11 protein-coding genes and 1 riboswitch are annotated in these 12,901 nt (G+C 58.6%); of the genes, 8 read left to right on the forward strand and 3 right to left on the reverse strand.

The window, feature by feature from the left end; genetic code table 11:
* Position 1 precedes the first annotated feature (1 nt).
* Positions 2-75: riboswitch (S-adenosyl-L-homocysteine riboswitch) on the reverse strand.
* A gap of 89 nt (positions 76-164) precedes the next feature.
* Both AC07V8_RS16100 and metK read right to left on the reverse strand, forming a co-directional pair.
* On the reverse strand, positions 165-1,193 hold the full coding sequence (locus tag AC07V8_RS16100) for an AI-2E family transporter (protein ID WP_494679694.1): 1,029 nt from the start codon (positions 1,191-1,193) through the stop codon (positions 165-167).
* Between the two features lie 238 nt (positions 1,194-1,431).
* The gene (gene metK, locus AC07V8_RS16105; RefSeq protein WP_098494312.1) at positions 1,432-2,592 is read right to left on the reverse strand and encodes a methionine adenosyltransferase; all 1,161 of its coding nucleotides are present in this window, start codon (positions 2,590-2,592) and stop codon (positions 1,432-1,434) included.
* 299 nt (positions 2,593-2,891) lie between these two features.
* Here metK and AC07V8_RS16110 point away from each other — a divergent pair, with 299 nt between their 5' ends.
* Genes AC07V8_RS16110 through dapF form a run of 3 tightly spaced genes read left to right on the forward strand, consistent with a single transcriptional unit; the run spans position 2,892 to position 5,545 of the window.
* On the forward strand, positions 2,892-3,749 hold the full coding sequence (locus AC07V8_RS16110; protein WP_494679693.1) for a lysophospholipid acyltransferase family protein: 858 nt from the start codon (positions 2,892-2,894) through the stop codon (positions 3,747-3,749).
* Positions 3,746-4,639 (forward strand): LpxL/LpxP family acyltransferase, encoded by an 894-nt coding sequence (locus tag AC07V8_RS16115; RefSeq protein WP_494679692.1) that lies wholly within the window; start codon positions 3,746-3,748, stop codon positions 4,637-4,639. The genes AC07V8_RS16110 and AC07V8_RS16115 overlap by 4 nt, the downstream gene beginning before the upstream one ends.
* A gap of 42 nt (positions 4,640-4,681) precedes the next feature.
* Positions 4,682-5,545: a diaminopimelate epimerase gene (gene dapF / locus AC07V8_RS16120; protein ID WP_494679691.1), complete on the forward strand. Its 864-nt coding sequence runs from the start codon at positions 4,682-4,684 to the stop codon at positions 5,543-5,545.
* Between the two features lie 7 nt (positions 5,546-5,552).
* On the opposite strand, the gene AC07V8_RS16125 is transcribed toward dapF, so the two are convergent.
* Positions 5,553-7,172 (reverse strand): tetratricopeptide repeat protein, encoded by a 1,620-nt coding sequence (locus AC07V8_RS16125; RefSeq protein WP_494679690.1) that lies wholly within the window; start codon positions 7,170-7,172, stop codon positions 5,553-5,555.
* A gap of 422 nt (positions 7,173-7,594) precedes the next feature.
* On the opposite strand from AC07V8_RS16125, the gene AC07V8_RS16130 reads away from it, so the two are divergent.
* The 5 genes from AC07V8_RS16130 to AC07V8_RS16150 all read left to right on the forward strand — a co-directional run bounded on the left by AC07V8_RS16130 (position 7,595) and on the right by AC07V8_RS16150 (position 12,871).
* Positions 7,595-8,734, forward strand: a complete 1,140-nt coding sequence (locus tag AC07V8_RS16130) for a porin (RefSeq protein WP_494679689.1) — start codon at positions 7,595-7,597, stop codon at positions 8,732-8,734.
* 363 nt (positions 8,735-9,097) lie between these two features.
* Positions 9,098-10,288, forward strand: coding sequence for a porin (locus AC07V8_RS16135; protein WP_494679688.1), 1,191 nt, complete (start codon positions 9,098-9,100; stop codon positions 10,286-10,288).
* A gap of 201 nt (positions 10,289-10,489) precedes the next feature.
* Positions 10,490-11,155, forward strand: coding sequence for a DUF484 family protein (locus AC07V8_RS16140; RefSeq protein WP_494679687.1), 666 nt, complete (start codon positions 10,490-10,492; stop codon positions 11,153-11,155).
* An 18-nt stretch (positions 11,156-11,173) separates the two neighbouring features.
* Positions 11,174-12,148, forward strand: a complete 975-nt coding sequence (xerC, locus tag AC07V8_RS16145) for a tyrosine recombinase XerC (protein ID WP_494679686.1) — start codon at positions 11,174-11,176, stop codon at positions 12,146-12,148.
* A 117-nt stretch (positions 12,149-12,265) separates the two neighbouring features.
* The gene (locus AC07V8_RS16150) at positions 12,266-12,871 is read left to right on the forward strand and encodes a Fur family transcriptional regulator (RefSeq protein ID WP_494679685.1); all 606 of its coding nucleotides are present in this window, start codon (positions 12,266-12,268) and stop codon (positions 12,869-12,871) included.
* Positions 12,872-12,901: the final 30 nt, after the last annotated feature.

A 12,901-nucleotide genomic window follows, 5' to 3' on the forward strand; every position in this document is an offset into this window, starting at 1 on the left:
AGTAACGTGAGCGCAGTTGCATATTGACCGTTCCAAGCCTGGCAGACCGTGTCTGTCGCAACGCTCCTTGGATACGATCTGCTATTTTAAAGCAAAACGGCGGGTTTTCGGCTAGCGGGGACACATATTCCGCTTATCCCGATAGCCGAATAACCAGGCTGGCCTCAGACCCAGCCCATTTCATGCAACTCGCTCTTGATATAGGCATAGTAAATCGGCGCCGCCACCAGTCCCGGCAGGCCGAATGCGGCTTCCGCCAGCACCATCATCAGCAGCAACTCCCAGCTGCGGGCATTGATCTGGGTGCCGACGATCTTCGCGTTCAGGAAGTATTCCAGCTTGTGTATCACCACCAGGAACACCAGCGCCGCCAGGGCCACATAGACCGACACCGACAAGGCGACCAGCACGATCAGGGTGTTGGAGATCAGGTTGCCGATCACCGGCAGCAAGCCCGCCAGGAAGGTGACCACGATCATGGTCTTGGTCAAAGGCAGATGGATGCCGGCGAGCTTGAGCACGACCAGCAGGAAGATCGCCGTCAAGGTCGTATTCAGCAGGGAAATCTTGATCTGGGCAAACACTACGCGGCGGAAGGCATCCGCCAGCAAATGCGCGCGCCCCAGCAGTTCGCTCGCCAGCGGTTGCAGCAAAGGCATCGGATGCGCCGCATTCAAGGCAATCATGGCGCCCAGCACCATGCCGATCAGCACGTGCACGAACACCTGCACCGCTTCCTTGCCTGCCAGCTGCACCTGGCCGCTATGGGCTTGCAGCCAGTCGCTGACCAGTTGGCGAATATCTTCGACGTCGTCGGGCAAATATTGCTGCAGCCACTCCGGCAGTTGCGTGCGCGCCTGGTCGACCACCACCATCAACTTCGATTGCAGAACTTGCAGGCGGTCGGGGCCACCGTGGAAAAAAGCAATCAAACCGAAGATCACCAATGACAACAGGCCGATAATGATCACCGACAGGAACACCACCGAAATCAGGTGCGCCCGCTCGCTGGTCAGACGGCGCTGGACAAACGGCGTCAGCGTGCGCACCAGCTCGTATACCAGCAAGCCAGCCAGCAACGCCGTCAGCATGTGCAGGGACATCACCAGGAACAGCGCAGCCAGCGCCACCAGCCAGGCGGCCAGGCGAAAGCGCGGCAGCTCGGTGACTACCGGACGCAGTTGTCGGGACACAGATTCGGGTACGTGTTTGGGGGCAGAGGCCATGTGGGAGACTTGGTTAGATCAAGCGCAATACCCACGCAAAATACAGTGGAAGCGAAGTAAAGCTCTTGCATCTTTCTTGTGGGATAGTCACTGAGGCGATCAGTGTAACAAGTCGTTACCATCGTGCAAAGCACGATTCCGGCGTTGCCGCTATTTGGTCTGGCGAGGCAGCATACCCTCGCCAGGCCCCATGCCTGAGCAGTCGTTACAGCGCAGCAGCCTTCAGTGCGGCCGCCTTGTCGGTGCGTTCCCAGGTGAATTCCGGCTCTTCGCGGCCGAAATGGCCGTAGGCGGCCGTCTTTTGATAGATCGGGCGCAGCAGGTCAAGCATCTGCACGATGCCCTTGGGCCGCAGATCGAAGTGCTCCAGCACCAGCTGCGCCAGCTTTTCGTCGCTGATCTTGCCGGTGCCGAAAGTGGTGACCATCACCGAAGTCGGCTTGGCGATGCCGATTGCGTACGAAATCTGGATCTGGCAGCGTGAGGCCAGGCCGGCGGCAACGATATTCTTCGCCACATAACGGCCAGCGTAAGCAGCCGAACGGTCCACCTTGGACGGGTCCTTGCCGGAAAATGCGCCGCCGCCGTGAGGCGCAGCGCCGCCGTAGGTGTCGACAATGATCTTGCGCCCGGTCAGACCGCAATCGCCTTGCGGGCCGCCGATGACGAAACGGCCGGTCGGGTTGACTAGGTAACGGGTATTTTGCAGCCACTCCTTCGGCACCACCGGCTTGATGATTTCTTCGATCGCCGCTTCTTCAATCGCCTTGTGCTGCATTTCCGGCGCATGCTGGGTCGACAGCACCACGGTGTCGATCGCCACCGGCACGCCGTCGACATATTTCAGCGTGACCTGCGATTTGGCGTCCGGCCGCAGCCATGGCAGGCGGCCGTCCTTGCGCAATTGCGACTGGCGCTCGACGATACGGTGCGCGTAGTAGATCGCGGCAGGCATCAGTTCCGGCGTTTCATCGCAGGCGTAACCGAACATCAGGCCCTGGTCGCCGGCGCCCTGGTCGAGATCGAGACCCTTGCCTTCATCCACGCCCTGAGCGATATCCGGCGATTGCTTGTCGTAGCCGACCAGCACCGAGCAGCTCTTGTAATCGATGCCGTAGTCAGCATTGTCGTAGCCGATGCGCTTGATGGTTTCGCGCGCAACGGCGATGTAATCGACATTGGCGAAGGTCGTGACTTCACCTGCCAGCACGACCAGACCGGTGTTGCACAGGGTTTCTGCGGCGACCCGGGCGTGCGGATCCTGGGTGAAAATTGCGTCGAGGATCGCGTCGGAAATCTGGTCCGCGACTTTATCGGGGTGACCTTCGGAAACGGATTCCGAAGTAAAGAGGTATTCATGTGCCATTGCAAGCTCCAACAAAAAAACAAGTGGTGACCATGTCGCAGTCAAACCTGTTGAGCCTGCGACGCTTTAGCGAAATTTGTATTCCGCCTCGCAAGTTGTCTATTAACTCGGCGGATAATGCTAATTACTATATATTAAGATGATTCTGATAAGCAATCTCTCTGCAATCCAGACAAGCTAGCAACGCTGTTTGAATTTCAAACTATTGTGCTATTTTACGCCTCTTGAAAAAAATCGGCAAAATCCGCCCCCTTTTGGGTCACGATTAGGCTCCGTTTGGCTCTTTTAGGCCCCCGCTAATGCTCGTATCACTCTTTCGCCTGCTATCGAAACTACCTCTTCCTTTCTTACATGCAATAGGCACGGCCGGCGGCTGGCTGGTCTATCTGGCCTCTTCCTCGTATCGCCATAAACTGAAGGAGAACCTGACGCGGGCCGGCTATCAGGCAGACCTGGCGCAAGCGGTCAGCGAATCCGGCAAGAGCATGTTCGAGCTGCCGTTCATCTGGTGCGCCTCGCCGCAACGGGTGCTGCGCACCGCCGCCATCGAAAACTGGGAACTGGCGCAGGCGGCGCTGGACGCCAGGACCGGCGTGATCTTCCTGACGCCGCATCTGGGCTGCTTTGAAATCATCGCCCAGGCGATCGCCACCAAGACTTCACTGACGGCGCTCTACCGGCCGCCGCGCAAGGCCGCGCTCAAGCCGCTGATCGAAGGCGCACGCGGACGCCACAACCTGCTGCTGGCGCCGGCCAGCCTGGCGGGCGTGCGCACCTTGTTCAAGGCGCTCAAGAAAGGCCAGGCGATCGGCTTGCTGCCGGACCAGGTGCCGCAGAACGGCGAAGGCATATGGGCCGATTTCTTTGGCCGCCCGGCCTACACCATGACCTTGCCGGCCAAGCTGCAGCAAATGAGCGGCGCCCCGATCATCCTGTCTTACGCCGAACGGCTGCCGTTCGGGCGCGGCTATGTGATCCGCTTTGTGCCTTTCGATGAAACCCCGGGCCACACGCCGGAGCAAAGAACGCTGGCCATCAACCAGGCGATGGAGCGGCTGATCGCACGCTGCCCGGCGCAATATATCTGGAGCTATAACCGCTACAAGACGCCGCCCGGGGTGGCGCCGGCTGCCGCCGCCCAGGAGCCGCAAGCGTGAGGGCCCTGCTGTTGCTGCTGTGGCTGGCGCATTTTTTGCCATTGTGGATCCTGGGCCCGGTCGGTGAAGCGCTGGGTTCGCTGCTGTTCATCATCATGAAGCCGCGGCGCCACATCACCCTGACCAACCTGCGCCTGTGCTTTCCCGACATGCCGGAACAGGAAAGAATTGCGCTGGCGCGCCGCCATTTCCAGGCTTACTCGCGCAGCGTGCTGGAGCGCAGCGTGCTGTGGTGGGCATCCGAAACGCGCTTGCGGCGCCTGATCAAGATCGAATCCGACCTGCCGCTCAGCACCTTGCAATCCGGCCCCACCATCCTGCTCTGTCCGCATTTCGTCTGCCTGGAAATTCCCGGTATTGCGCTGGTGCTCAATTCCTCGCTGTCGATCTGCACCATCTATACGCGCCAACAGGATGCTGTCATTGACGCCGCATTGCTGAAAGGACGTTCGCGTTTCCGCCCGGTCAAGCTGTTCACCCGCGAGCAAAGCGTCAAACCCATCATCCGCGCCATGCGCGAAGGCTATCCCTTCATCATGCTGCCGGATATGGATTTCGGCATGAAAGATGCGGAGTTCGTGCCTTTTTTTGGCGTGCCGACGGCAACGCTGACAGCCACCGCCAGGATCGCCGCCGCCACCAAGGCCAATGTGGTGCCGATGATTGCGACTTTCCTGCCCGGCTACAAAGGCTGGAAAGTTACCTTTTATCCGGCCTGGGAAAACTACCCCGGCGACGATATGACAGAAGCGACCCGCCGCATGAACGCCTTTATCGAAGAACGCATCCTGGAAGCGCCGGCCGAATATTTCTGGGCCCACAAGCGCTTCAAGAGCCGGCCGCCAGGGCAGGCTGATGTTTACACCACGACGACGCCAGAACAGACTTGAAACAACGCAGCAACCGGACGCGGTTTACCTGATAATAGTTCTATGAAACTCAAATTCACCAAAATGCATGGCGCCGGCAACGACTTCGTCGTGATCGACGCCATCAGCCAGCATATCGACTTCACCCCGGCGCAATGGCAGCATCTGGGCGACCGCCGCTTTGGCGTGGGCGCCGATCAGATGCTGGTGGTGGAAAAATCGCCGGCGGAGGGCGTCGATTTTCGCTATCGCATCTATAACGCCGACGGCGGCGAAGTCGAACAGTGCGGTAACGGCGCCCGTGCATTCGTCAAGTTCGTCACCGACAAGGGCTTGACCAGCAAACGCAGCATTCGCGTGGAAACCATGTCGGGCATCATCGAGCCAAGACTGGAAGACGACGGCCGCATCACGGTCGACATGGGCGCGCCCATCCTGGCGCCGGCTGCGGTGCCGTTCGACGCCGGCAAGCTGGACAGCCGGCCGCAGGGCGACGATACGCTGTGGCCGCTGGAAATCCAGGGCAAGCAAACCTGGATCTCGGTGGTGTCGATGGGCAATCCGCATGCAGTGCAGGTAGTCGAGGACAGCGAAGCCGCGCCGGTCTTGACCGACGGCCCGTTGATAGAACATCATCCGCGCTTCCCGAAGCGGGTTAACGCCGGCTTCATGCAAGTGCTCGACCGCCATCACATCAAGCTGCGCGTGTTCGAACGCGGCGCCGGGGAAACGCTGGCGTGCGGCACCGGGGCTTGCGCCGCGGTGGTGGCCGGCATCCGCCGCGGCTTGCTGGATACGCCTGTGAAAGTCGAGACCCACGGCGGCGAACTGTCGATTGCCTGGGCTGGCGGCCAGCAGCCTGTCATGATGACCGGCCCGGCGGTATCAGTATTCGAGGGCGAAATTGAGATGAACGCCGCGAAATGAGCGCCGGCTAAGCCGGGTCGCCAGCGTCGCTGGCGGAAGCCGCCGCGGCCTTGAAGCGGTACAGGCGCTGGCGATAATTGCCCTCGGGGCCGTTGGGCCCGCAATCCACATCTTCAAACAATCGCGCAATCCGGCTCAGCGCCTGGCGTTCGTCGCCGGTCTGGATCTGAATCAGGCGCCGTTTGCTGCGCGCATAATGCACCCGGATGTCGACCACCAGGCAATGCCCGCAATCGGCCTGGTTCAAATCCAGCAACAGGGCTTCCGGCCGGCTCAAGCCGAATATGGTTGCCAGCTCAATGCGCGCCGCAAGAAACGGATGGGCTTTGACCAGCTCGCGCGTCAGCTGCTGTTTGGCGGCTTCTGCCCAGGCTGCCGGTGCGGCGCTATCGGCAATCTTCGCCAGCAAATTGGCGGCTTCGCTGCTGCCTTGCGCCGCCGCCTTTTGCAGCCAATAGACCGCGCGGACATCGTTGGCAAGCTTTTCGCGGCGATTGCGCCAGGCGCTTAAACCACATTCCAGCTGCGCCGCGCAATGTCCCATTTCAGCGGCATGCTCCAGGTGGCGCTGCATGTCGACCAGATTGCGCTGCGAAAATTCGGACTTCAGATAGATCCGCGACAAGGCGTACCAGGCATCCGCCAGGCCGGCCTCCCCGGCCAGCGTCAGCCAGCGGATCGCTTTCTTATAATTTGCCGAACCGGTTCCCACCAGCAAGCGTTCGCCATCGCTGTTCATGCGTGCATACCAGAGACCCAGCGCCAATTGGGCGGCCTTGTCGTCGCCAAAGGCCGCCAGTTCGAGAAACTGCTGCACTTCAGCCGCATCGAAGCTGGCGCTGCTCTGCAGCACCTGGGCGCAACGCAGCAGCATGGACAGGTTTTCTTCGCCAAGCTGGCGCGCCAAGGTTTCCGAAGGCACATTCAATTGCGCCAGGATGTCGGTATATTGCTCCGCCAGCGCCTTGGCCAGCGGCAGCGCTCTTTCCAGAAACACCGGCCAGTCGGCGTTTTCCCAGGCCAGTTGCGCCAGCGACTGCTGCGCCTGCGTGACGCCAGCGTCGGCGGCGCGGGCAGTCCACTTGAGGGTAACGTCCTGTTCCGCCTGCGGTTCAGCCGGCTTGCGCGGCTGGCTGGCGATGACCCGCTCGGCCGGCGTTTTCCTCTCGGGCAAGACCGGCAGTGCAATATCGGCATGCTGCGCCAGCAGCCACTGGGCTTCGGCAACACCTGCATTTGCCGCGGTTTCCAGCACTTTGATCACCTTCTCGCGCAATCCGGGCGATGCCTGCTGAATGGCCGCCTGGCTGTCGCCGGTCAGCACCAGTTGCGCCAGCACCAGCCCGGCTTGCATCAAGCCAGCGTCAAAAGCCCGTTCGTACCAGACGCACAGGTCGAGCGGATTGGCGGCGGCGCGCGCCACATCCAGCGGGATATGGCTGCCGATCAGCATCCAGGCTTCCGACTCCTGTTGCTGCGCCGCCCGATCCAGCCAATGCAGCGCCGTCGACAAACTTTGGGGCAAACCGTTGCCGCCAAATAAATAGCGCTTACCCAAGGCCAGTTGTGCCGGCCCCTGCCCGGCACGGGCAGCGCGAATAATCGCTAAATCTTCACGTTTAGCCATAAGCATCCACTATCAAAACGTAAATTATGCTTGATAAATACATTAAATTTTGTTTTTACAAAATTTTCACGAAATATGCATCTTTTGCACAACAATCAACCTGCCTCCTGTCGACCTCGACTTAGCGAAAGTATTGAAATCCCGCCCAGGAAAAACAATGAAGGAACAACCCTACAAAATCCATCAATTGTCGCTAAAACCTACAAATATCGCCCAACTTCTTTAAAAACAGCTTTAAGTTTGGACACCCCCCAGAATTCGTAGTAAAAATACAACAGAACTATCTAATACTTATGATTTCGACAAATTTATAAATCCGCAACCAACCAAACTCCAGACGAAGCAGGCAAGTGCCTTTAAGGTTCAATCCTCCGACAAAACGTACGGATGCTTAACACCGTTTTCTATTTAAAGGACGTCAAATGAAAAAATCGCTCATCGCACTGACAGTACTCGGCACCATCGCCGGTGCAGCACAAGCTCAAAGCTCCGTCACCATCTACGGTACCGTTGATGCCGGCGTTACTTTCTCAAACAACAATGTTCCGGCAAGCAACGCCGACACCAACAACCGCCTGGGCGGCAGCAAGTTCAGCGTCGGCTCGGGCAACATCGATACTTCGCGCATCGGCTTCAAGGGTGTGGAAGATCTGGGCGGCGGCCTGAAAGCCCTGTTCCAGCTGGAAGCAGGCTTCAACACCGATACCGGCGGTTTCGAACAGGACAAATCGCTGTTCAACCGCAAATCGGTTGTCGGTCTGGGCGGCAATTTCGGTAGCGTATTGCTGGGCCGTCAATCTGATGTCCTGGACGACTACGGTCATCAGTACACTTCTGTCAAGGATTTCGGCAATTTCGTCAGCAATCAGCACCTTGACGATCGCCTGGAAGGTTCGCGCACCCAGAATTCGATCCGTTATAACTCGCCAAACTTCAGCGGCGTTACTGCCAGCGCCATCTACGGCTTCGGCGAAGAAGCTGGCGCCAACTCCAATGGTCAAGCCTTCGGTGCCGGCCTCGCTTATGACAATGGTCCTCTCGGTGCTTACCTTGGCTATTACCAGTCGAAGGCAGGCAAGGCTCCCGCCGACACTGCGCAACTGTTCCAGCTGACCCCTATCGACGAAGGCAACACAATGAACAAGACCTTCAGCCTGGGCGCCAGCTATCAGGCTGGTCCAGCACGCCTGTATGGCAACTGGTCGCGCGTCAATGTTCCTATGCAATACAAGAAAAATATTTTTGAACTGGGCACCGACTATGCAGTGACTGCTCCGTTGCACCTGCTCGCTTCGGTACAGCATACTCGCTACTCGGTAAATGGCGGCGACAATGGCGGCGTTACCAATCCAGATGGCAGCACGGGCAAACCGCAAGTAACCCAAATCAATCTGGGCGCTGATTACTACTTGTCCAAGCGTACTGACTTGTATACTTTGGCTTCTTATGCCAAAGGAAAGAATGGCGCGCCAGTTGGCGACTACTCAGCCCCCGCTGTGCAGGGCGATTCTGGCAAGAGTAACCAGGCTGCTGTTGCAGTCGGCATTCGCCACAAGTTCTAATATAAGTTAGCCGTCTGACGGCAAAGCTTGAATTTGCAACAAATCCCGGGCAGTTTACATTGCCCGGGGGTTTTACCGGCCTGAACAAAAAAATCTGATATCAGTTACGCAACTGCGTAATTGCCAAATTACAAATCCCGCAATCTTCCAATTTGCGCAAGTCCGAGCCGCCGCAAGCGTTGCTCATGCCCTCCCCTGGCTGTCACAAAAATACAACACAATTAACAATCTTCTTCAATTTCGACCAATTTATAGCATCACAGGAAACCAAACCGCCAGCATAGATGGCCAGACCCCTTAATGTTCATCCATCCGGCAAGATGTACGGATCCTTAAGACAGTTTTCTAAATAAAGGACGTCAAATGAAGAAATCACTAATCGCACTGGCCGTACTCGGCGCAATCGCAGGTGCAGCACAAGCTCAAAGCTCCGTCACCATCTACGGTATCGTTGATACTGGTATCGTTTACACAAGCAAAGTTTCGACTGCAACTAACCCAGCTACTGGCCTGTCGTCGAACAACGGCAGCAAATTCAGTGTTAACTCCGGCGTTATCCAAGGTTCGCGTCTGGGTTTCAAAGGCGTTGAAGATCTGGGCGGCGGTCTGAAGGCTCTGTTCCAATTGGAAGCAGGCTTCTCGAACGACACTGGCGCGCTGCAAAGCGACAAGGGTTCGTCGACTCTGTTCCGTCGTAAGTCGGTAGTCGGTCTGGGCGGCAACTTCGGTTCCGTCCTGCTGGGTCGTCAAACTGACATCCTGGACGACGTCAGCCAATGGACTTCGGTTCAAGACTTCGGTGGTGTAACTGGTTCCGTCGGTCACAATCTGGACCGTTTGGAAGGTACACGTACTAACAACTCGATCCGCTACAACACACCAGATCTGTCTGGTTTCACTGGTAGCCTGATCTATGGCTTCGGCGAAGCTGCTGGTCAAACTTCGAACGGCCAATCGTTCGGTCTGGGCGGTCAGTACGCAAACGGCCCACTGGGTCTGTTCGCTGCTTACTACCAATCGAAGCTGGGTACTACACCTGCTGACGTTTCCCTGGTTAACAGCGCTCCAGTCGGTGCATTCTCTGGCAAAGCCGGCGACACAGCTCTGAAGACATTCAGCCTGGGCGCTAGCTACCAAGCTGGTCCTGCACGCCTGTACGGTAACTGGTCGCGCGTCAAGCAGCCTTTAGCTACTAGCTCGACTCTGGCTGCTACCGGCATCATTCAACCAGGCAGCTTCACTGTTGGCAGCTTCAACAACACCAAGGCTGACATCTTCGAACTGGGCGTGAACTACGCTGTTACAGCTCCTCTGCACCTGTTGGCTAGCGTTCAGTACAACAAGCTGACATTTGCTGATGCTGGCTCGAACAAGGGCAAGCTGACCCAAGTCAACCTGGGTACAGACTACTTCCTGTCGAAGCGTACTGACCTGTATGCATTCGCATCGTTCCTGCGCGCTAAGGATGCAGTCAATCCAGGCGTTTTCGGCGACAGCACTGGTTCCGACAACAACCAAACAGCAGTTGCTGTTGGTATCCGTCACAAGTTCTAATTTAAGTTGACCGAACCCGCGGCAGCAAGCGGGCCAGGTTGCTTGAATCAAGATCTAAAAAGCCCACATGGTTCGCCATGTGGGCTTTTTTTATCGCCTGCCGCATCTCCCTCGCCACGCTCTGAACACCCTAGGTTGTCATACAGCCGCTTAGCGGTGTACCCTTGGTCATTCTCTTTCTTCATCATCGACACACAGCACATGACCTCCCCTCTGGATCCCGACAGCATCGCCCAATACCTGATCGACTCGCCGCATTTCTTCGAAGAACACGCCGAACTGCTGGGCAAAATCCGCCTCAGCAGCCCGCTCCTGGGACGCGCCGTATCGCTGCAGGAACGGCAAATGGAAATACTGCGCGAGAAAATCAAGGTGCAGGACCTGCGGCTGGCGGACATGGTGCGCAACGCCCAGGAAAATGACGCCAGCGCGCAAAAATTGTTCGGCTGGGCGCGCAGCCTGCTGCTGGCGCGCAATGATGTCGACTTGCCGCACACGCTGGTGGACGGCCTGCGCAGCACGTTTGCGGTGCCTCAGGCGACCTTGCGGCTGTGGGGCGTGGCCGAAGCCTATTCGCATACCTGGTTTGCAGCGGCGGCGTCCGAAGACGTCAAGATTTTCGCAAACGGCCTGAGCATGCCGTTTTGCGGCAGCAATAATGACTTCGAAGCCGCCTCCTGGCTGGAGCAGGATGTGCAGTCGATCGCTATGCTGCCGCTGCGCAGCGGCTCGGCATCTTCAGCCACCTTCGGTCTGCTGGTGCTGGGTTCGCCCGACGCGCAGCGCTTCAGCGCCGACATGGCGACCGATTTCCTGGTGCAGATCGGTGAAACCGCCAGCGCCGCGCTCGCTTGCCTGCTCGAATAGGCACGGATCAAGGATAACGTGGACGCCGGCACCAACCAGTCTTACCTGAGCGGCTACCTGGACAGCCTGGCGGGCCAGCGCCAGTTATCCCCGCACACCATCAGCAACTATGCGCGCGACCTGAGGGAACTGGCGGTTTTCACGCAAGCGCTGGGAGAGCATTGGGAGTTTGCCGCGGTCAGCCATTTTCACATCCGCAAATTCGCCGCTCAATTACACGCACGCGGCTTAGGTCCAGGCTCGATTGCCCGCAAGCTATCGGCCTGGCGCGGCTTTTTCGAATGGCTGGCGCAGCAGACCACGCTCGCCAGCAATCCTGTCGAAGGCGTCAAGGCGCCCAAACGCGCCAAACCGCTGCCCAAGGCAATGGCTGCCGACGACGCCATCCACCTGGTCGCCAGCAGCAACCCGCTGGCGGATGCCGGCTCCAGCATGGCCCTGTGCAACCAGGCCATGTTCGAGCTGCTGTATTCCAGCGGATTGCGGGTCTCGGAGCTGGCCGGGCTGGATCTGCGCTATACGCGCCAGGATGGCTATGAATCGGCCGGCTGGATCGATCTGGATGGCGCCGAAGTCACCGTCACAGGCAAAGGCAGCAAGAAGCGCAGCGTGCCGGTCGGCGGTCCCGCCATACGCGCTATCGCCGCCTGGCTGCCGCAACGGGAAACGCTGCTGAAAAGCGATCAGGTCGAACATGCCGCGGCGCTGTTCCTGACCGAGCGTGGCAGCCGCATGTCTGCGCGCGTGATTCAATTGCGCCTGAAACATCATGCACAGGCGCTCGGCGTCGGCAGCAATGTCCATCCGCATATGCTGCGCCATTCGTTCGCCTCGCACATGCTGCAAGGCTCAGGGGATTTGCGCGCGGTGCAGGAGCTGCTGGGGCATGCTTCGATTGCCGCCACCCAGGTCTACACTTCGCTGGATTTCCAGCGCCTGGCGCAGGTCTACGATGCAGCCCATCCGCGCGCAAAAAAAATCTCTGACAAATAAAGACAAGCTGTGGACAAACCGCGCAAACCGGACCGCCTGCATCAAACGCGACAGCAAAGATGCAACTGAATTGCATTTCAGGCATAATTGAAACCTTACTTATTCCGGCATCGCATCATGAACCCAGGCCAAAAATCCAAATCTGTCGCCGGCGGCGCCACCGCAACAGCCGCCAAGACGAGTCTCCATCAGCATGCCGCCGTCCTGGCCGAGACGCAGCTGCGTGAAGTAGCGTTGCGCATCACGCCGGCCCGCATCAAGGTTCTGGCGGCCCTGCTGGAAGCGCGCTGCGCCTTTTCGCATCAAGACATGCAGGATCAGTTTGTCGACATGGACCGGGTTACCCTGTATCGCGCACTCGACTGCCTGACCGACGCCGGCCTGGCGCACAAGATTGCCGGCGACGACCGCGTGTTTCGCTACAGCGCCGGCGCCGAGCATAGCGATGGCGGCGCGCATGGCGACCCCGCCCAGCATGCACAGCATCAGCACGGCCATTTCAAATGCACCCGCTGCGCCAAGGTGTTTTGCCTGGACGGCAGCGGCGACGCCGGCTTCCTGGACAGCATACTGGCGCTCGGCGACAAACATGGCGGCGGCAGCAGTCCGGCGGCGCTGCGCAAGCAGCTGCAGCAGGCCTTGCAAGACACCCTGGGCAAGGGCTTCCAAGGCCATGAGATCGAATTGACGATCAAAGGCTGGTGCGCTGACTGCGTGCATTAGCCGGCCTCCCGATCCGCCATTGCAGGCGTG

Source organism: Collimonas sp. GW821-FHT02H07 (genome assembly GCF_059421505.1).

Excerpts from the sequence above, each read along its gene's own strand:
- metK (WP_098494312.1), bottom strand. The coding sequence starts at position 2,592 with ATGGCACATGAATACCTCTTTACTTCGGAATCCGTTTCCGAAGGTCAC.
- AC07V8_RS16110 (WP_494679693.1), top strand. The coding sequence starts at position 2,892 with ATGCTCGTATCACTCTTTCGCCTGCTATCGAAACTACCTCTTCCTTTC.
- dapF (WP_494679691.1), top strand. The coding sequence starts at position 4,682 with ATGAAACTCAAATTCACCAAAATGCATGGCGCCGGCAACGACTTCGTC.
- AC07V8_RS16125 (WP_494679690.1), bottom strand. The coding sequence starts at position 7,172 with ATGGCTAAACGTGAAGATTTAGCGATTATTCGCGCTGCCCGTGCCGGG.
- AC07V8_RS16130 (WP_494679689.1), top strand. The coding sequence starts at position 7,595 with ATGAAAAAATCGCTCATCGCACTGACAGTACTCGGCACCATCGCCGGT.
- AC07V8_RS16135 (WP_494679688.1), top strand. The coding sequence starts at position 9,098 with ATGAAGAAATCACTAATCGCACTGGCCGTACTCGGCGCAATCGCAGGT.
- AC07V8_RS16140 (WP_494679687.1), top strand. The coding sequence starts at position 10,490 with ATGACCTCCCCTCTGGATCCCGACAGCATCGCCCAATACCTGATCGAC.
- AC07V8_RS16150 (WP_494679685.1), top strand. The coding sequence starts at position 12,266 with ATGAACCCAGGCCAAAAATCCAAATCTGTCGCCGGCGGCGCCACCGCA.